15 protein-coding genes are annotated in these 19070 nt (G+C 63.6%); 12 read left to right on the forward strand and 3 right to left on the reverse strand.

What is annotated here, in order from left to right:
* Positions 1-100 precede the first annotated feature (100 nt).
* A complete protein-coding gene (locus tag ABXS05_RS08695; protein ID WP_367623614.1) occupies positions 101-1009 on the forward strand; it encodes a LysR family transcriptional regulator in 909 nt (302 codons plus the stop codon).
* A gap of 150 nt (positions 1010-1159) precedes the next feature.
* Here ABXS05_RS08695 and ABXS05_RS08700 read toward each other — a convergent pair whose 3' ends face one another.
* On the reverse strand, positions 1160-2524 hold the full coding sequence (locus tag ABXS05_RS08700) for a trimethylamine monooxygenase (protein ID WP_311934172.1): 1365 nt from the start codon (positions 2522-2524) through the stop codon (positions 1160-1162).
* A 450-nt stretch (positions 2525-2974) separates the two neighbouring features.
* Between ABXS05_RS08700 and ABXS05_RS08705 the strand changes: the two genes are divergently transcribed.
* The 7 genes from ABXS05_RS08705 (at position 2975) to gyrB (ending at position 12447) form a co-directional block, all read left to right on the forward strand.
* Positions 2975-3181 (forward strand): DUF1674 domain-containing protein, encoded by a 207-nt coding sequence (locus tag ABXS05_RS08705; protein WP_311934173.1) that lies wholly within the window; start codon positions 2975-2977, stop codon positions 3179-3181.
* 211 nt (positions 3182-3392) lie between these two features.
* On the forward strand, positions 3393-3629 hold the full coding sequence (locus ABXS05_RS08710) for a hypothetical protein (protein WP_367623615.1): 237 nt from the start codon (positions 3393-3395) through the stop codon (positions 3627-3629).
* A gap of 673 nt (positions 3630-4302) precedes the next feature.
* Entirely contained in the window at positions 4303-6783 is a 2481-nt protein-coding gene (locus ABXS05_RS08715; RefSeq protein ID WP_367623616.1) for a PAS domain-containing sensor histidine kinase, read from the forward strand.
* 157 nt (positions 6784-6940) lie between these two features.
* Positions 6941-8473 carry a tRNA (adenosine(37)-N6)-threonylcarbamoyltransferase complex ATPase subunit type 1 TsaE gene (gene tsaE, locus ABXS05_RS08720; RefSeq protein ID WP_367623617.1) on the forward strand — a complete coding sequence of 511 codons (1533 nt, stop codon included), beginning with the start codon at positions 6941-6943 and terminating at the stop codon, positions 8471-8473.
* A complete protein-coding gene (locus ABXS05_RS08725; protein ID WP_367623618.1) occupies positions 8470-9192 on the forward strand; it encodes a nucleotidyltransferase family protein in 723 nt (240 codons plus the stop codon). Before tsaE ends, ABXS05_RS08725 begins: the two co-directional genes overlap by 4 nt.
* A gap of 93 nt (positions 9193-9285) precedes the next feature.
* Positions 9286-9903, forward strand: coding sequence for a LysE family translocator (locus ABXS05_RS08730; RefSeq protein ID WP_311934178.1), 618 nt, complete (start codon positions 9286-9288; stop codon positions 9901-9903).
* A gap of 117 nt (positions 9904-10020) precedes the next feature.
* Positions 10021-12447, forward strand: coding sequence for a DNA topoisomerase (ATP-hydrolyzing) subunit B (gene gyrB, locus ABXS05_RS08735; RefSeq protein WP_311934179.1), 2427 nt, complete (start codon positions 10021-10023; stop codon positions 12445-12447).
* A 106-nt stretch (positions 12448-12553) separates the two neighbouring features.
* Here the strand turns inward: gyrB and ABXS05_RS08740 are convergent, their stop codons facing one another.
* Positions 12554-13051: a DinB family protein gene (locus ABXS05_RS08740; protein WP_311934180.1), complete on the reverse strand. Its 498-nt coding sequence runs from the start codon at positions 13049-13051 to the stop codon at positions 12554-12556.
* Between the two features lie 549 nt (positions 13052-13600).
* Here ABXS05_RS08740 and ABXS05_RS08745 point away from each other — a divergent pair.
* From ABXS05_RS08745 to ABXS05_RS08760, 4 genes are all read left to right on the forward strand, one after another.
* Positions 13601-14551: a phosphoribosylaminoimidazolesuccinocarboxamide synthase gene (locus tag ABXS05_RS08745; RefSeq protein WP_367623619.1), complete on the forward strand. Its 951-nt coding sequence runs from the start codon at positions 13601-13603 to the stop codon at positions 14549-14551.
* Positions 14552-15263: 712 nt separating this feature from the next.
* Positions 15264-16337 (forward strand): acyltransferase family protein, encoded by a 1074-nt coding sequence (locus tag ABXS05_RS08750; protein WP_367623620.1) that lies wholly within the window; start codon positions 15264-15266, stop codon positions 16335-16337.
* Positions 16338-16797: 460 nt separating this feature from the next.
* A complete protein-coding gene (locus ABXS05_RS08755) occupies positions 16798-17028 on the forward strand; it encodes a helix-turn-helix domain-containing protein (RefSeq protein ID WP_156771368.1) in 231 nt (76 codons plus the stop codon).
* Between the two features lie 392 nt (positions 17029-17420).
* Positions 17421-18152 (forward strand): glycerophosphoryl diester phosphodiesterase, encoded by a 732-nt coding sequence (locus ABXS05_RS08760; RefSeq protein ID WP_367623621.1) that lies wholly within the window; start codon positions 17421-17423, stop codon positions 18150-18152.
* Here the strand turns inward: ABXS05_RS08760 and ABXS05_RS08765 are convergent.
* On the reverse strand, positions 18115-18900 hold the full coding sequence (locus tag ABXS05_RS08765) for an MBL fold metallo-hydrolase (protein WP_367623622.1): 786 nt from the start codon (positions 18898-18900) through the stop codon (positions 18115-18117). The two genes, ABXS05_RS08760 and ABXS05_RS08765, sit on opposite strands and share 38 nt — an antisense overlap.
* Between the last annotated feature and the right edge of the window lie 170 nt (positions 18901-19070).

Raw genomic sequence — 19070 nt, forward strand, 5'->3', positions numbered from 1 at the left:
AGGGTGAATGAGTGTCGGGGCGAATATGATCGCTACGCATTGCCATGATAATCGGGCATAATGAGTGAATAGCTTTGAATTGAATTCATAAGGGATAGTCATGGATAACCGGGCCGGGGAGATGGAGGTGTTCGTCACCGCGGCTGAGTTGCGCAGTTTCTCGGCAGCCGGACGCAAGTTGCATCTCTCGCCCTCGGCGGTGAGCAAGCTCGTCACTCGCATCGAGGACCGGCTCGGAGCCCGCCTGCTGGTGCGCACGACGCGAACCCTGCAGCTCACGCCGGAAGGGGAAACCTATCTTGGCCGCGCCCAGGCCATTCTCGCCGACATCGCCGAGACGGAGCGAATGATCTCGAGCGGTGGCGAGGTCGTGCCAGCCGGGCGGCTACGCGTCAGCGCCTCGGTGGGATTCGGGGCGCGCTGCGTCGTGCCGGTGCTGCCCGATTTCCTGGCCCGCTATCCCAAGGTGGAGCTCGATCTCTCGCTCACCGACGACGTCATCGACCTCGTCGAGGAGAAGGCCGACATCGCCATCCGCTCGGGACCCCTGCGCGATTCGGCGCTGAAGGCGCGCAAGATCCTGGAGAGCAAGCGCGTGATCACCGCTTCGCCGGCCTATGTCGCGCGGCATGGCGTGCCCGCCACGCCCGAGGAACTCGAAGGACATAACTGCCTGCTGTTCAACTTCCGGCGTGGCCTCGACACCTGGCCCTTCCGTGATCCCGGTTCGATATCCGTGCGGCGCGTGCAGGTTGCCGGCAATCTCAAGGCCAATAATGGGCCGACCATGCGCAAGCTCTGCATGGATGGCCTCGGCCTGGTGCGCCTCGGCCGCTTTCATGTCCAGCCGGATATCGATGCCGGGCTGCTGGTGCCGGTGCTGGAGGACTACAACGCCCTCGACGTCGAGCTGATCCACGCCGTCTTCGTCGGCCACGACCATCTGGCGGCTCGTATCCGCGCCTTTGTGGATTTCCTGGCTGAAAGAATCGGAGGGCCGGGGCACTGAATCCCCGGGACCGCCGGCTTCCAGCCGGCTCTTGGAACCGCGCCGTTTGCTGGTAACGAAGAGCCGGCTGGAAGCCGACGGTCCCAGGAAACGCAAACGCCGGCCCCGCGCTCGTCGGGGCCGGCGTCCTGACTTCCGGTCACGGATACCCTAGGCGACCTTGGTGGCCGCCGCCGGTTCGGTGCGCAGATAGGTCTCCAGGCTGTCGTCGAGCGCCTCGACCCATTTGGTGTGGTGCTTGGGCGCCATGGTGCCGGTCATCAGCGAGCGATAGCCATGGTCGCGGAAGCCCATGATGTCCTCCATCTTGTGGTGTTCCCACTCCATGAAGGTCTTGTTGGTGGCCTCGATGTCGAACTGCGGATAGTCGGTCTCGGCCAGCAGCTCCTTCACATAGTCGCCCTGGTACCAGATCATCTGCTCGGCATCCTCGAGGGTTTCCTCGCGGGCGCGCCATTTGTCGAAATTGGCCTTGAGTTCGGCTTCGGGCGGCAGCTTGATACGGCCCATCATCACGTCACGAGCCCACCAGGCCTGCACGTCGAACATGTTGAAGGTGTAGAACTGGTCCTGCATGCCGATATAGAAGAGCTGCGGATTGCCGTCGAAGATCACACCCTTGTAGAGATGGTCCGCCCAGAGCCGGTTAGCGGTCTTCAGGCGCAGATCGTCCGGCAGGAACGGGAAGTGGTGCTGGTAGCCGGTGCACAGGATCAGCGCGTCGACCTCCTTGCTGGAGCCGTCGGCGAAATAGGCCGTGCGGTTCTCCAGGCGCTGCAGCAGCGGGCGCTCTTCGAAATTGGCCGGCCATTTGAAGCCCATCGGCTTGGAACGATAGCTGGTGGTCACCGACTTGGCGCCGTATTTCCAGCACTGCGAGCCGATGTCTTCGGCCGAATAGCTGCGCCCGACGATCAGGATGTCCTTGCCCTTGAATTCCAGGGCGTCACGGAAGTCGTGCGCATGCAGCACGCGGCCGTTGAAGCTCTTCACGCCCTCGAAATAGGGCACGTTCGGCGTGGAGAAGTGGCCGGAAGCCACCACGACATAGTCGAACTCCTCATCATACATGCGGTCTTCGGTGCGCTCATGGGCGGTCACCGTGAACTTCTTGGTGGCCTCGTCGAAACGCACCATGCGTACCGGCGTGTTGAAGCGCACCCATTTGCGCACGTCCGCCTTCTCGACGCGGCCTTTGATGTAGTCCCACAGCACCGCGCGCGGCGGGTAGGACGGGATCGGCTTGCCGAAATGTTCCTCGAAAGAGTAGTCGGCGAATTCCAGGCATTCCTTGGGGCCGTTCGACCAAAGATAGCGGTACATGCTGCCATGCACCGGCTCGCCATGTTCGTCGAGGCCCGTGCGCCAGGTGTAGTTCCACAACCCACCCCAGTCCGACTGCTTTTCGAAGCAGACGATTTCGGGAATGGCAGCACCCTTGCGGGCGGCCGATTGGAAGGCGCGGAGCTGCGCCAAGCCCGAGGGACCGGCGCCGATGACGGCTACTCTTGTCATATATTCTTCCCCTCTGCCGATATGGCGGTTGGTTTGAGCGTCTGGATTTCTGTACTTATTGGCGCTCCGCCAGCCTCCTCCGAAGCCGCCGTAGCACGACTTGGCCGCCGTTGGTCTGAGGGAACCTGCCCGCATGACGCCGGATGGGAGATGCCCGTCGACATGCAATCCAAGTCCCGCAGACTTCACTGCGGATAATATTTATTTCCTGACTATAATCTCACCTGCCGCCATGACAAGTCGGCTCTTCGTTTTTTTGATCCGGGCTCCCATCTATGGGAAGCCTGCAATACGGACCTGCCAGCCCGCCATCGTGAACTTTGGTTCCCAAAGGTCAAGTCTCGTGGCGCGTTACCCACGGGCGGCGCACGCGTCGGCGTCGCCCATATAACCAGGCCAGTTTTCATAGAAGTGCTTGATCGAACATACCATATTTGCGATGGAGGACCCATGTCCGCTCCCGACTCCGACACGCCTCCCCATGCCGCGCCAGGCAAGACCTTGAGCGAAGCGGCCAAGCGCGCGCTCGCGGAGGCGGCCGAGCGCCGCAAAGCGGAGAAGCCGGCCGAGCGCCCGCGCGAGATCAATGGCCGCGACGGTCCCGAACCCGTGCGCTATGGCGACTGGGAAGTGAAGGGCATCGCTTCCGATTTTTGAAGCAGCCGCTGCCGGAACGATCGCATTTTTGCTGATCTCGGAATTGCCATAAGTATTGCTGGATTGTTTCCGGTCTATTTCTCCCGGTAAATTCGCCATCACGAATAGTTCACGCATCATATCTCGCTCGTGAATTGCGAGGAAGGGCAGCGTGTCGTAGATTCAGGTTATTGCTTGTTCGTCCTCCTGTGGGTTTTTCAAGGAGAAGATCATGAAGATCTTTACGATTTCTACGATTGCAGCGTTTGGTATTGTCATTGCCGCTACGGCTGCCAATGCCCATGGCCGTCTCGTTACCGGGCCAGAACTCTATGGTGCACCCGCGATGGTTCAGCAGACAGGCGAGAATGATCGCCAAACCAGCGTGAACGATAGCACCGCCCAGCCCCGCAAGGTCCACGCCGTCCGGCACGGCACCCGTCTCTTGCGCAATAGCGAGGCCTACTGAGCCCGCTCGCGCCGGACGTTTCATCACCTAGGCGTAGAAAGACGTTCTTTTCCACTCAATCATAGTGAAGCGATATTGTGCGCCGCCCCGCTTGCCGGGGCGGTTTTTTGTTGGGGTGCCGATCCCTGTTCCCTCGGCGATTTCGCCGGCGTCTCGGGGTTTGTTAAGCCCGTGGTAACCATGATCGGTGCCAAGATGACGGGTCGCTTCGTCATGTCTGGTTCCCTCATCGGGGACCTGCACCTTCAAATTTCCTTGCATAGCCGCCGAATGGCCTCTTCCGGCGGGAGTCAAGGGGAGGGTAAAGTGAACTGATTCGGGGGACGGGTTCACGGTCATGCAGACCGGGAGGCCGTGCTTCCGCGCAAGGCCGGACGTCATTCGCAATGACAGCCGGTTCCCTTTGCGGGCAGGGCCGGTCTCCATTCGGTCCGCGGTGCCCGCAAATGTGCGAGGGCAGGGCACGTCGGTGCCTGCGCCCTTGGCAGACGGGGTCGCAGCAGCCTGGTGGTTTCCGCCCGAAGGACGGGCGAGGCCGCCGCGGTCCTGCCAACGTCGCGTTGCGTTTCAGGGTGAGCGGAACGTCATTCGCCGGCGCCTGTCCGGTACCGAAGGGATTCGTCGAAGCAAGATGCGACAGGACAGACGGCAAGGCAGGCACGAAGGAACGGGATTGTCGGGGTGGTCCCGGTTCTCGGCCTTCCTACGCGCCGGCATTTTCCTGACGATCATGCTGCCGGTATCCGCGGCCCTGGCTGCCGATACCGTGCCGGCGGCATCGGGCCTGTTCGGCAATCTTTCCAGCGCCGATCGCCGCATCCTTGCCATGCTGGCCCTGTTCGCCGGCCTGCTGATCCTGGCGACGGGCCTGGCCGTGTTCTATCTGCGTGCCCGCAATGCCTGGCTCAAGCGCGACCGCGCCGCCAAGGCCGAAGCGCAGGCGCTGGCCGCTCGTGCCGAACGCGCCGAGGCCCTGCTGATGTCCGAGCCGCAGTTGATCGCGGTCTGGTCGGGCACCGAGGATCTGCCGCTGCTTTCGGGCGAACTGCCGGGGGTCACCATCTCGTCCTCCCGTCGCGGCCTGATCGGCACGGGGTGGCTCGATTATCACGATACCCGCACGCTGGAAGAGCAGATCGCGGCGCTGCGCGGGCGCGGCGAGAGCTTCCACATGGTGGCGCGCTCGCGCCATGGCGGCTATATCGAGGCGGATGGCCGCGCCATTGGCGGGCGCGCCGTGCTCCGATTGCGCGACGTCACCGGCGACCGCCTGGAACTCGCCCGCCTCGCCGACCGGCACCGCCGCGCCAGCGAGGAGATCGAGGCGATCCGCTCCCTGCTCGACGAGGCGCCGGTGCCGCTCTGGCTGCGCAATGCCAATGACAAGCTGGTTTGGGTCAACAAGGCCTATGCCAGGGCGGTCGACGCCCAGGACGAGAACGACGTACTGAGCGGCGACGTCGAACTGCTCGACCGGCCGGCCCGCGAGGAGGCCAACGCTGCGCGTCACGACGGCAAGCCCTTCCTCAAACGCGTGCCGGCGGTGGTCGGCGGCGCCAGGCGCACGCTCGACGTCATCGATATTCCTTCTTCGCGCGGTTCGGCCGGCATGGCGATCGACGTGTCGGAGGTCGAGACGATGCGGGCCGATATCGGCCGCCAGATCGAAGCGCATGTGCGCACGCTCGACCAGCTCGCCACCGCCGTGGCGATCTTCGACGCCGACCAGCATCTCACCTTCTACAACGCGTCCTTTGCCGCTCTCTGGCAGCTCGATGCCGCCTTCCTCGACGGCAGGCCGACCGACAGCGAGATCCTCGACCGCCTGCGTGCCCAGCGGCGCCTGCCCGAACAGGCCGATTTCAGGGCCTGGAAATCGAAGCTGCACGAGGCCTATCGCGCCTTCGAGCCTGCCGAACACTGGTGGCACCTGCCCGACGGTCGCACCTCGCGCGTGGTCACCACGCCCAACCCGGCCGGCGGCGTCACCTATCTGTTCGAGGACGTCACCGAGCGCATCGACCTGGAGGCCCGCTACAAAGCCCTCTCGCGCGTCCAGGGCGAAACGCTGGAGAATCTGAAGGAAGGCGTCGCCGCCTTCGGCTCCGACGGCCGCCTGCGCCTGTCCAACCCGGCCTTCGCCGCGATCTGGCGATTGCCCCAGGAGATGCTGGAGCAGCGTCCCCATATCGACGACGTGGTATCGCGCTGCTCGGTGCTGTTCCGCGACGAGGCGGTGTGGCAGGCGCTCAAGGGCGTGATCACCTCCTTCGGCGATGCCCGCCATTCCACCGACCAGCGCATGATGCGGGTCGATGGCACGGTCATCGACGTCGCCACCGTGCCGCTGCCGGATGGCGGCACGCTGGCCACCTTCACCGACGTCACCGATTCGGTGAATTTCGAGAACGCCTTGGTCGAGAAGAACGAGGCGCTGGAGGAAGCCGCCCGCCTCAAGAACGACTTCGTCCACCACGTTTCCTACGAACTGCGCTCGCCGCTGACCAATATCATCGGCTTCGTGCAACTGATGGCCGATGGTGCTGCCGGGCCGCTGAACGAGAAGCAGCGCCAATATGCCGGCTACATCAAGACCTCGTCGGACGCGCTCTACGCCATCATCAACAACATCCTGGACCTCGCGACCATCGATGCCGGCGCCATGACGCTCGACCTCGGCAAGGTCGATATCCGCGAAGCCATGCAGGGCGTGGCCGAGGCGGTGCAGCCGCGTCTGGCCGAGACCGGCGTCCGGCTGGAGATGAAGGCGAGCCAGGCGATCGGCAATTTCGAGGCCGACGGCCAGCGCGTGCGCCAGGTGCTGTTCAACCTGCTCTCCAATGCCATCGGCTTCTCGCAGGCCGGCGGCACCGTGACGCTCTCGGCTCTGCGCAAGGGCCAGGAGATCGTCTTCCGGGTCGAGGACCGCGGCCGTGGCATTTCCCAGGCGGTGATCGACCGGGTCTTCGACCGTTTCGAATCGCATGGCGGCTCGAGCGGCCATCGCGGCGTCGGCCTCGGCCTGTCCATCGTGCGCTCCTTCGTGGAGCTGCATGGCGGCACGGTTGAGCTGGTCTCCGAGGAAGGCCGCGGTACCATCGTCACTTGCCGCTTCCCGGTCGACGCCTCCGCTCACAGGGAGGCAGCCGAATGAGGATATCAGGTCATCCCGTGCGCATTGCCGCGCGTAGCGCTGCAACGCTGACACGGGATCGCAAGACAAACGAGCCTCACTTACAGAGCGGTCCCGTGTCTGCATCGCGTCACTTCGTGCCGCAATGCGCACGGGATGACATTAAAGGCCCAGCCCATTGACCGATCTCCTGACCCACCAATGGACAGTCGACCTGCCGAGCGAAGCGGCGACCGAGCTGCTGGCCCGTGACCTGGCGGCGACGCTTCGGGCCGGCGATCTCATTACCCTCTCGGGCGATCTCGGTGCCGGCAAGACTGCCTTTGCCCGCGCCCTGATCCGCGAGATCGCCGAGGATTCGGAGCTGGAAGTCTCCAGCCCCACCTTCACGCTGATCCAGCTCTACGACACGCCCGCCTTTCCGATCGTGCATGCCGATCTCTATCGCATCGGCCATGCCAGCGAGCTGGACGAACTGGGCTGGGACGAGGCGCCCGACGGCGCGCTGGTGCTGGTGGAATGGCCCGAGAAGGCCGGCGAGACGCTTCCCGCCGACCGGCTCGACCTCCGTTTCGTGCATGCCGGCCGCAGCGAGACCGCGCGGCGCGCGACGCTGACGGGCACGGGAGACTGGTCCGCCCGGCTGCGCCGCTTTTCCCAGACCGGCGATTTCCTGCGCCATGCCGGCTGGCAGGATGCGGCACGCGAACATGTCCAGGGCGACGCCTCGACCCGTTCCTATGCCCGGCTGAGGCGCGGGCAGAACACGGTGATCCTGATGAACTCGCCGGCCCGGACCGACCGCACGCCGGTGCGCTATGGCAAGACCTACAGCCAGATCGCCCATATCTCCCAGGATGTGAAGCCCTTCGTGGCCATGGCCAGGGGCTTGGCGGAACGCGGCTTCTCGGCCCCGCAGATCCTCAAGGAGGATCTGCTGCACGGCCTGCTCCTGTTGGAGGATTTCGGCACGGACTTCATCGCCGAGGACGGCAAGCCGGTGGCCGAGCGCTATGGCGTCGCCATCGACCTGCTCGCCCACCTGCATGGCACGGAGCTGCCGGATACGCTGCCGGTCGCTTCCGCCATCAACCACAAGATCCCGCCCTTCGATCACGGCGCCCTCGATATCGAGGTCGAGCTGCTGATCGAATGGTACATGCCGATGATCGGCGCACCGCAGTTGTCGCAGCGCAATCGCGACCATTTCACGGCGCTCTGGCGCTCGGCGCTCGCCCCCGTCGTCAAGGGCGAGCAGAGCTGGCTGCTGCGTGACGTTCATTCGCCGAACCTGATGTGGCTGCCCCAGCGCGAGGGCATCAAGCGTATCGGCCTGCTCGACTTCCAGGATGCGATGATCGGCCCGCCCGCCTATGACGTGGCCTCGCTCTGCCTCGATGCGCGGGTGGACGTGGACCAGGAGCTCGAGCTCCAGCTCCTGACGCGCTATGTCAAGGCGCGCCGCGGGGCCGACGCCGCCTTCGATCCGGCCGGCTTCGCGCGCGCCTATGCGGTGATGGCGGCCCAGCGCAACACCAAGCTTCTCGGCTTGTTTGCCCGCCTCGACAAGCGCGACGGCAAGCCCGCTTATCTCAGGCACATTCCGCGCATCCGCGCCTATCTCGACCGTGCTTTGGCCCATCCCACCTTGGCCGATCTCAGGGAATGGTTCGAGACCTTCGTCTTCGCGATAGAAGCCAGAGTATCATGACCCGCCCCTTTTCGACCGCCATGCTGCTGGCCGCCGGGCTCGGCAAGCGCATGCGTCCGCTGACCGACGTCAGGCCCAAGCCGTTGATCGAGATCGCCGGCAAGCCGCTGATCGATCACGTGCTCGACCGTCTCGCGGCATCGGGCGTGGAAAAGGCGGTGGTGAATGTGCACTATCTCGCCGAGCAGATGGAAGCTCATCTTTCCGGCCGGCGGCATCCCAGGATCCTGATTTCCGACGAACGCGCGGGCCTGCTCGATTCCGGCGGCGGCGTGCGCAAGGCCCTGCCCTTGCTCGGCAAGGCGCCCTTCATCGTCTGCAATTGCGACAGCTTCTGGATCGAGGGGCCGCAGAACAATCTCGAGGCCCTCGAGGCGGCCTGGGATCCCGAACGCATGGACATCCTGATGCTGGTGGCGGCGACGGCGACCAGTATCGGCTTCAACGGCCGGGGCGACTATCATCTCGACAGCGCCGGCCTGCTCTCCCGCCGGCGCGAGAACGAAACCGCACCCTTCGCCTATGCGGGGGTGCTGCTGATCAAGCCGGACCTGTTCGAGGGCACGCGCGAGATCTTCTCCCTGAACCGCTTGTTCGATGCGGCCGAGACCAAGGGAAGGCTGTTCGGCCGGCGCCTCGACGGTATCTGGCTCCATGTCGGCACGCCCGAAGCGGTAGGAGAGGCCGAAGCCAAGATCGCGCAATCGGCGGTGGACTAATTTCATCGCACCGCCGATGGGAGGCTGGCGGTCCCGGAAAGCTTCCCACTCCGGCCGCGACCCGCTATAAAGGCCTCCCACCGGAGCCTCCCCATGCTCGATCCCACCGCCCTCGCCGTCTATGCCGGCGCGCTGTTCGTGGCCGCGGCCCTGCCGGGGCCGGGCGTCGCGGCGCTGGTGGCGCGCGTGCTCGGCAAGGGTGCGCGCGAGAGCCTGGGCTTTGCCGTCGGCATCGCCCTGGGCGACCTGGTCTGGCTCGGCTTCGCCGCGGCGGGCCTGGCCGTGCTGGCGCAGAGCTTTTCGGGCGTCTTCCTGGCGATCAAATATGCAGGCGTCGCCTATCTGCTCTATCTGGCCTGGAAATTATGGACGACGGCGAACCTCGTCCAGGCCGTCGACCGCGACACAAGCCGTGAGAACGGCTGGCGCAGCTTTCTCGGCGGCCTCTCGATCACCCTCGGCAACCCCAAGGTGATGGTGTTCTACACCGCGCTCCTGCCCAACCTGATCGATCTCGGCCACCTTTCGCCGGCCAGCTTCGTCGAGCTTGCCATCGTCACCGAAGCGGTGCTCGCCGCCGTGTTCGCCTTCTACATCGTGCTGGCCGGCCGGGCCCGCTCGCTGCTATCAAGCCCCCGCGCCATGCGGCTTCTGGCCAGGAGCTGCGGCACCGTGATCGCCGGCACGGCCGTGACGATCGCAACGCGATGAAAGATCGCCGTCATCCACCGATAAATATCTGATAAATCACAAAAATGTGCCGTTTTGGCATGAAATTCGGCACGGGAATCCCTATATTCCTTTCCGAATCAAGGAATGAGTTGCTCAATGGCTGAACCCGCTTTGTCCGAAACGCCCGAAAACGAATATGGCGCCGACAGCATCAAGGTGCTCAAGGGCCTGGACGCGGTGCGCAAGCGCCCCGGCATGTATATCGGCGACACGGATGACGGTTCGGGCCTGCACCACATGGTCTATGAGGTCGTCGACAACGCCATCGACGAGGCGCTGGCCGGCCATGCCGACATCGTCACGGTGACGCTGAACCCCGACGGCTCGGTCACCGTCACCGACAATGGCCGCGGCATCCCCACCGCCATCCACCCCGAAGAGGGCGTGTCGGCGGCCGAAGTGATCATGACGCAGCTCCATGCCGGCGGAAAGTTCGACCAGAACTCCTACAAGGTCTCGGGCGGCCTGCATGGCGTCGGCGTGTCCGTGGTCAACGCGCTCTCCTCCAAGCTGACGCTGCGCATCTGGCGCGACGGCGGCGAGCACGTCATGAGCTTCAGCCATGGCGATGCCGATGCGCCGCTCAAGATGGTGGGGCCGGCCGGCGACAAGCGCGGCACCGAGGTGACCTTCCTGCCCTCGACCGAGACTTTCACCAAGACCGAATTCGACTATGCCACGCTGGAGCGGCGCCTGCGCGAGCTCGCCTTCCTCAATTCCGGCGTGCGCATCGTGCTGACCGATCGCCGCCATGGCGGCGAAAAGAGCGAAGAGCTGATGTATGAGGGCGGCCTCGACGCCTTCGTGCGCTATCTCGACCGCTCCAAGACCGCCCTGGTGCCGGCGCCGATCTATGTGAAGGTCGAGCGTGACGGCATCGGCGTGGAAGCGGCGATGTGGTGGAACGACAGCTATCACGAGACGGTGCTGTGCTTCACCAACAACATCCCCCAGCGCGATGGCGGCACCCATCTCGCCGGCCTGCGCGCCGCGCTGACCCGCCAGGTCACCTCCTACGCCCAGTCCTCCGGCATCTCCAAGAAGGAGAAGGTGGAGATGACGGGCGACGATTGCCGCGAGGGTCTGACCTGCGTGCTCTCGGTGAAGGTGCCGGATCCCAAGTTCTCGTCCCAGACCAAGGACAAGCTGGTGTCCTCCGAGGTGCGGCCGGTGGTCGAGAGCGCCATGAACGAGGCCTTGTCGACCTGGTTCGAGGAGCATCCTGCCGAGGCCAAGACCATCGTCGGCAAGGTGGCCGAGGCCGCCGCTGCCCGCGAGGCCGCGCGCCGGGCCCGCGAACTCACCCGCCGCAAGGGCGTGCTCGACGTCGCCTCCCTGCCCGGCAAGCTCGCCGATTGCCAGGAGCGCGATCCGGCCAAGGCCGAACTCTTCATCGTCGAGGGTGACTCGGCCGGCGGCTCGGCCAAGCAGGGCCGTGCCCGCGAATACCAGGCCGTGCTGCCGTTGCGCGGCAAGATCCTCAATGTCGAGCGGGCCCGCTTCGACAAGATGCTGTCGTCGGAACAGATCGGCACGCTGATCACCGCGCTGGGCACCGGTATCGGCTCGGAGGAGTTCAATCCCGACAAGCTGCGCTACCACAAGATCATCATCATGACGGACGCCGACGTCGACGGCAGCCATATCCGCACGCTGTTGTTGACCTTCTTCTTCCGCCAGATGCGCGAGATCATCGATCGCGGCCATGTCTATATCGCACAGCCGCCGCTCTATAAGGTCTCCCGTGGCAAGTCCGAGCAATATCTCAAGGACGAGCGTGCACTCGAGGACTATCTGATCGACACCGGCGTCGAAGGCTCGGTGCTGCGGCTCGGCAGCGGCGAGGAGCGGGCCGGCCAGGACCTGCGCAGCGTCATCACCGATGCACGTACCATCCGTACCCTGCTCGGCCAGCTCCACAGTCGCTATGACCGCACCGTGGTGGAGCAGGCGGCCATCGCCGGCGCACTGAACATCGGCGTGGTCGCCGACCCAGCGCTGGCCCAGCAGGCAGCCGAGGAAACCGCCCGCCGTCTCGACGCTATCGCCGAGGAGTTCGAGCGTGGCTGGACCGGCCATGTCGACAAGGGTGGCTATGTCTTCGAACGCATGGTGCGCGGCGTCAAGGAAGCCCATACGCTCGATGCCCAGTTGCTCGCCACCGTCGATGCCCGCCTGCTCGATGATCGTTCCCGGGCGCTACGCGAGGTCTATGGCAAGCCGGCCATCCTTACCCGCCGCGGCGAGGAGATCGAGATCCATGGCCCCGTGGCCCTGTTCGAGACGCTGACCAACGCTGCCCGCAAGGGCCTGTCGCTGCAGCGCTACAAGGGCCTGGGCGAGATGAACCCCGACCAGCTCTGGGAAACGACGCTCGACCGCAATGTCCGCTCCTTGCTCAAGGTGCAGGTCAAGGAAGTGGTCGAGGCCGAGGACATCTTCACCAAGCTGATGGGTGACATCGTCGAGCCGCGCCGCGAGTTCATTCAGGACAACGCGCTGACGGCCCAGGTCGACGCCTGAGCTCCCAGCCGGTATAATTCATCGGAGAAATCGGTCCCGCTTCACGAGGACGCGGGACCGCGCCTCGGGCCTGCAAGCCCTGAAGGTCGCCAGGGGGCGCGGCTGGCTATGGCAACATTTCGAGGTCGGTCGGCCCTGGCTGCGTTCCCGCCGCCGTCAGCATCGCGTGGATCTGGCCGCGGTGATGGGTCTGGTGATTGAAGAGCTGAACGACGCACAGGGCCTTGGGCTTCTCGATCCGGTTTGAACCTGCGCCGGGACGCCAGCCGACCATGCCATCGAGGTCCGCGTCGAGCAGCCTGGCTGCCCATTCTTCGATCTCTTCGTTTCGCCGCGAACGAAGCCTCTTGAAATCATCCCAATCCGACGGGCTCGTGAGAGAGTGCCTGATGTGGTCCTCCGGGCGCTCATTCCCTTTCAAGCGCTGCAGGATCAGGGCATCGGCCCAATAGAGATGGTTCAGCGTCGCCGCAATCGACTGGAAAAAAGCCCCCCGATCCTTCCAGCGATCCGCAGGCGTGAGTTCATCGGCAGCAGCGACCAGGGAGGCGTTCTGCCAGGTGTTGTAGCGGGCCATGAGGCGGCAATAGGCGGCGGAGATCATCGTCTCGGGCTCCAAGGATTGAGGGCGACCGGTTGCGGGTCGATATAGCGTTTTGTGATTTCCTGGAATCACCAAGAATCGCAAAGACGCGTCAAAACAATGAGTTAGAGAAAAGCAGCGGTTACGTGTAAACGCGCTTTGCTCCAGACGGCACGAGCAGGAACCGCCGGCATGGGAACGGACCGTTGATCCGGGCAAGCCAGGCGAATGCGGGGATGGCAGGGGAGAGGGAGGGAAGGGGCGGTTTGCTCTGAAGCCGCCAAAGTCGCGCCTAGTCATCCGGCGTTCGATAGGCCCGAGGCCTCATGGACTGGTTTGACCTGTCCTTGGCTGAGTCTATGGGCTCAGTCATCGAAACGGATCCGGTTCCCCATGATCCGTTGCCACCTATAATAGCAGAACTCCGGGGCGAGTTGAACCCTGGAATCACCGCCCGGAATCGCGGGCTGGAATAGCCTGGTGCCTTCCCGGGCGAGGCGGCCGTCGGGTGTGACATGACGGGCCGGCCGTGCCATAAGCGATTTTCCCATGCCTCGACACGGTTTCGCCATGCCAGATATTGCCGCCCTGCAAGATGCCTTCATCCCGGAACTGCCGAATTACTATCGTGGCAAGGTCAGGGAGAACTATGATCTTGCCGATGGGCGCCGCATCATCATCGCCACGGACCGCCTGAGCGCCTTCGACCGGGCGATCGCCAGCATCCCCGGCAAGGGGCAGGTGCTGACGCAGACCGCCCGCTACTGGTTCGAGCATACCGGCGACATCTGCCCGAACCATGTGCTCGACTATCCCGATCCCAATGTCGTGGTCGGGCAGAGATTGACCATCCTGCCGGTTGAGATCGTGGTGCGCGGCTATCTTGCCGGCACGACGGGGACTTCCATCCTCACGCTCTACAAGCAGGGCCAGCGCGAAATGTATGGCGCGCGTTTTCCCGACGGACTGCGCGACAACCAGGCCTTGCCGCAGGCGATCATCACACCCACGAGCAAGGCTTTCGACGGGGGGCATGACGAGCCGCTTTCCGCCAATGAAATCATCGCCAAGGGCCTGCTCAGCCCGCGGCAATGGGAGGAAGTCTCCGGTTATGCCCTGGCGCTGTTCGCCCGCGGCCAGGCCCTGGCGCAGGAGAAGGGTCTGATCCTGGCCGACACGAAGTATGAGTTCGGCACCGACGGCGAGGGGCGCATCATCCTGGCGGATGAAATTCATACGCCCGATTCCAGCCGATACTGGTTTGGCGCCAGCTATCCCGCCCGCTTCGCCGCCGGCGAGAAGCCCGAAAGCTTCGACAAGGATTTCGTGCGCAACTGGGTGGCCGCGCGCTGCGATCCCTATAAGGAAGCGATTCCCGCCATCCCCGCCGAGCTGATCGCCGAAACCTCGAAGGTCTATATTCAGGCCTATGAGACGATAATCGGGCAAGCCTTCGAAATCCCACCCGGGGCAGAGAATCCGCTGGAGCGCATCCGCCGCAATCTCGCCCGTTACTTCTAGATCATCGTACCGGAAGACCGGCGCCGGTTCTTGGCGAATGTGACGTGATCTCAAAGGCCTGCTTCATCGGATCCGGTGAAGCGGGAAGCGGGGCCTGCTGGCATCTTCCCAACCCGTCAGGGCCGGTGCTTCCGTGCGAGGTGAAGGCATTACTATCGCCTATGTTGCGGAACCGGGGCAGCACTACTTGTTGGCAGGATACGGGATGGAACGAAGATCTCCTTCCCTGGAGCAAACGTCCTGCAGGTACGCCTACGTTGCACGCCCGTGAGCTTGAGTAAATTTTCGTGCGCCCTTCCCCAAGAAAACAAGAAACCTTCGACGTGTATTGAATATTGTTCTCGATGATTTGAATTTACTTTTTATATGAACAGGAAAAATGACAATTCGATATAAGCTTGTTATTTTACAGATAGCGAGACATGTTGCAATTTATGAGCTCATGTGCAAATGTTCCTCTGCGTCATGATGAAATTGCGGTGCGGACGAAATGCCGGGCTGCAGTGAGGCCGGCTGATGAGGCGGGTGCAGCCGGCGGCGATCAGGTGTCGCGCCGGGGCCATTACATAGTTCTGCGGCCGTTGCCGGCAGGGCGGATGCTTCTTGAGCCTCGGAAGGCACCTCGCATCGTAAAGACGCGTGGAAACAAAGAGTTGGAACAAATAGGCGTCCAGGCGCAAGCGCGTATTGTTCTGGACAGGACGAGGTCAGGATGCAGCGTCATTCCATGTTCCCCGGCAATCAGGCTGCCAAACCGCATTTCCTGCTGCTCGATGGTTTGCGCGGCTTTGCTGCATTCTGCGTGATGCTGATCCATCTCGGCAGCTGGCTGGCCGTGCCGTGGGTCGCGAGAAACAGCTATCTGGCGGTCGACCTGTTCTTCTGCCTCAGCGGTTATGTGCTGTCCTACGCCTATATGGGCCAGGCCCGTACGATGGACAGTTTCGAATTTCTGCGCGTCCGCCTGCTGCGCCTGTTGCCGCTGACGGTGCTCGCCCTTGCCATCAGCGCCAGCTATCTGGTCGCTCGCGGCGCTTTCGAGCGCGCACCGGTGCCCTATGCCGAATTGCTGAATGCGCTGATGCTCTCCACCTTCAGCCTGCCGAATTTCAGCGCTCCCGCCGAGATCGGGGGCCCCAGCTTCTTCCCGCTGAACGCGCCGCAATACACCATCCTGCTGGAGCTCACCGCGAATCTGGTGTGGTGGCGCCTGCGACACACCAATCTGGAGAAGGTGGCGGCCGCCCTTGCCTTGGCCTGCCTGTGCATCCTGATGGTCACCGGTCTGGGCGGGGATACCCCCAATACGTTCCTCTCCGGTTTTCCGCGTGTCGGCGCCTCGTTCTTCATCGGCGTCGTGCTCTACCAGATGCGAGACAGGTTGCCGGCGTGGCGGGGATGGACCGTGACATTCTGGCTGCTGGCCGGCGCGATGGCCGTCCTGTTCTTCTGGCCGACGGAACTGCCGCGGGTCGTGCAGCTCACCTGGGTGGCGCTGCTTTCGCCCGCCCTGGTCGCCGTGGGCGCCAGGGTCCAATGCTCGGGTGGGCTTGCCTCATTCTGTTCGGCGGCAGGCACTGTATCCTACCCGCTCTATTGTCTGCATTTCCCAATCTTCTGCTGGGTCAACGGCCTGTATCGTTCCTTCTTCGGGGCGCAGAATTTCTATGTCGAGGCTCCCATCGTTGCGGTCGTCGCGATCATCGCCAGCTTGCTGGCGCATTACTGCTACGATGTTCCCATTCGTCGCTATCTCAGTACCCGGGCAAGGCGCGCGCATGCCTGATGCTTCGCTCGCTAACGCTTTGTTTCGAAAGGTTTTTGTAATTTCACGTGACGGCATCGAACCGCAACACACCGAGGCGACGGCAGCGCGGGCAAACGATGGCTTGATCTCGCGGGCATGAGCTGTCAGTATCCGCGCCGGGCAACCATGGCAGGCGGGGCATAATCCTGCTGCCGGTCAAAAAGCCTGATTCGCTCCTGATCCAACCAAGACTGATCAAAGGCAATACCTAAGGAAAGGGCTGTTCTCCCGAGGCCTTTTCCGGCGTTTGATCGATATTGCAAAGCTGAAACAGTAACTTAAGTAGTCCCTCGCGCAGTTGTGTGCTCGCAATGCACATGTCGCGCAGGCCGATACTTGGCAAATCGTTAATTGGAAGGCATGTTGTGCCGCCTTCACCATCCAGGACGGGAGACAAATAGCAAATCCATTTCCCCGGTTCTCAACAAGGAGGATTTACATGTCCCATACCGGAAGCGATCATACCCTTGCCCAGACCTGCACGTCCTCGGTGCCCGTCGGTACGGACCTCTTCAGGCAGGCCCGCGAGGCCAAGGGATACAGCAGGGAAGACCTCGCGGTCACCTGCGGTCTCACGGTCGATGAGATAGAAGACCTCGAACTGGGCAACAATGCCAGCCCCGCCCATCTGCGTCGCGTTGCGGCCGCACTCGGCCTGCCCAGCGAATAACCGGCTGAGCCTCCCTTCCGAACCGCCTCACGAGCCTGACGTCCCAAGGAAGCATAGGCTTTTCGTGGCGGTTCAACATAGCGAGCCGGGCCGAGAACCAAAAACTGGTGTCGCTACAGTTCATTCAATCGTCTCATGACCAAAGATTTCAGGCTGGCGTTTTCCGGGGGGTAAACCCAGCCGATCCGAGATCGGTCTGAAGCACCGTCTCACGGAAAATCTGCAAAAAACAAAACTGCGTCCCCGCTTCCATCCGGATGCGGGGACAGCGCGCATGAACCGGCCTGTCCTCGCGTGAAGAAGTGGGGGCAGCCGGGTTCGTGATCTTGCCATTGGCAGCACTTCGGGCCATGGAGCTTGTGATCCTTTCGATCCGCTTCTGGAGACCGGCGATGCCCCTCACCCTACCCCGTGTCATCGGGCATCGCGGCGCTGCCGCGCATGCGCCTGAGAACACGCTCGAATCGATCCGCTGCGCCGCAGCCTTCGGCGTTGCCATGGTCGAGATCGACGTGCAGCTCAGCAGGGACGAGGTGCCCGTCGTCATTCATGACGATACGCTGGAACGCACCACCACCGGTCGTGGCCCGGTCATCGATCTTACCTGGCGGGAACTCCAGGCCCTCGACGCCGGTGCCCCCTTCGGCCGCCCTTTCACCGGTGAGCGCATTCCCGACCTGACTTCCGTGCTTGCGCTGTGCAAGGAGCTGCAGCTTGGCCTCAATGTCGAGATCAAGCCCTCGCCCGGCACCGATGTCCGGACTGCGGAGGTCGCCTTGAAGACGATCGATGCCTTTGGACCGATCGGGGCGCCGCTGGTTCTCTCGTCCTTCTCGGTCGAAAGCCTGGAAGCGGCCCGGGATCTCGCCCCGCATCTGCCGCGCGGCTATCTGATCTGGGAGCGGCCGGCCGATTGGGCCGATATCGCCGACAGGGTGGCCGCCGCCTCCATCAATTTCGACCATGAGCAAGAGACGTCCGAGAGCATCGCCGCCTATAAGGCGACGGGGCGCCCGCTGTTGTCCTATACGGTCAACACCGCCGAGCGGGCGCGGGAGCTGTTCGCTTTGGGCGTTGCCGGTGTGTTCACCGATTTCCCGGGCCGAATCCTGCGGGTGGCCTGAAGCGTCGGGCCGGCGGCGCAGTCCTGCCCTTGCCTTCGAGCCAGGCGCGGATGAGCTGGCGGTAGCGTGCCCCGTCGAAGCTTGGAAAATGCCCGCCATGCACGATGCGGACGGGCAGGCGCAGCAGCCGTTCCATCGAGGCGACATAGTCCTGCGCATTGGCGTGGTAGGTGTCCTCGATCAGCGGCCCGTCATAGAGGATGTCGCCGGAGAACAGCGTGGCCGTGCGCGCCTCCCATAGCGCGATGCCGCCCGGCGAATGGCCCGGCGTGTGGATGACCTCGAAGACGCGGTCGCCGAGATCGATGACGTCGCCGTCTTGCAGAATTCGGGTGGCGGGCGCCCGCTTCACGGCATAGCAGGCCGAGCAATAGGGCTCCGGCGGCAGGGCGTCGAAGATCTCGTCGGTGACATAGGGATCGGCCAGGGTGTTCTGCCGGGTCGGGTTGGCGAGGAGATCGGCCTCGGCGGCATGCACCGCGCGGCATTCGAACTCGTGATGGCAGCCGATATGGTCGAAATGGGTGTGGCTGGCCACCGCGATCAGGTCGCGCTCGGTGACCACAGGCACCCACTCGCGCAGGGAGACCACGCCCATGCCGCTATCGACCAGCATGTCGCGATCGCGCCCACGGACATGCCAGATGTTGCAGCGATAGAATTCCTGGATATAGGGCTCGCCGATGGCCGTGACGTCGTCGGCGAGGCGACGCACTTCATACCATTTGTCGGCGCTGATCCGCTGCATCGGGCGTTTTCTCTTCTGGGTCATCCTCAGCTACTATTCGCCTAGGCGAATAGTAGCGGGGACGCGCTGCGGCGCGAAGTGCCGCCGCGCAGATCCGGGACCGCAAGACGATAGAGCATAACCTTCTCGCGGTCCCGCATCTGCGGCGCAGCATTGCATGCTGCACCGCG

The organism is Labrys neptuniae (assembly GCF_040797145.1).
In the GTDB taxonomy this organism is placed as follows: Bacteria; Pseudomonadota; Alphaproteobacteria; order Rhizobiales; family Labraceae; genus Labrys; species Labrys neptuniae.

Bases quoted from the DNA above. Each gene is read 5' to 3' on its own strand.
- ABXS05_RS08695 (WP_367623614.1), top strand. From the start codon at position 101: ATGGATAACCGGGCCGGGGAGATGGAGGTGTTCGTCACCGCGGCTGAG.
- ABXS05_RS08700 (WP_311934172.1), bottom strand. From the start codon at position 2,524: ATGACAAGAGTAGCCGTCATCGGCGCCGGTCCCTCGGGCTTGGCGCAG.
- ABXS05_RS08705 (WP_311934173.1), top strand. From the start codon at position 2,975: ATGTCCGCTCCCGACTCCGACACGCCTCCCCATGCCGCGCCAGGCAAG.
- ABXS05_RS08710 (WP_367623615.1), top strand. From the start codon at position 3,393: ATGAAGATCTTTACGATTTCTACGATTGCAGCGTTTGGTATTGTCATT.
- ABXS05_RS08725 (WP_367623618.1), top strand. From the start codon at position 8,470: ATGACCCGCCCCTTTTCGACCGCCATGCTGCTGGCCGCCGGGCTCGGC.
- ABXS05_RS08730 (WP_311934178.1), top strand. From the start codon at position 9,286: ATGCTCGATCCCACCGCCCTCGCCGTCTATGCCGGCGCGCTGTTCGTG.
- gyrB (WP_311934179.1), top strand. From the start codon at position 10,021: ATGGCTGAACCCGCTTTGTCCGAAACGCCCGAAAACGAATATGGCGCC.
- ABXS05_RS08740 (WP_311934180.1), bottom strand. From the start codon at position 13,051: ATGATCTCCGCCGCCTATTGCCGCCTCATGGCCCGCTACAACACCTGG.
- ABXS05_RS08745 (WP_367623619.1), top strand. From the start codon at position 13,601: ATGCCAGATATTGCCGCCCTGCAAGATGCCTTCATCCCGGAACTGCCG.
- ABXS05_RS08750 (WP_367623620.1), top strand. From the start codon at position 15,264: ATGCAGCGTCATTCCATGTTCCCCGGCAATCAGGCTGCCAAACCGCAT.
- ABXS05_RS08755 (WP_156771368.1), top strand. From the start codon at position 16,798: ATGTCCCATACCGGAAGCGATCATACCCTTGCCCAGACCTGCACGTCC.
- ABXS05_RS08760 (WP_367623621.1), top strand. From the start codon at position 17,421: ATGCCCCTCACCCTACCCCGTGTCATCGGGCATCGCGGCGCTGCCGCG.
- ABXS05_RS08765 (WP_367623622.1), bottom strand. From the start codon at position 18,900: ATGCAGCGGATCAGCGCCGACAAATGGTATGAAGTGCGTCGCCTCGCC.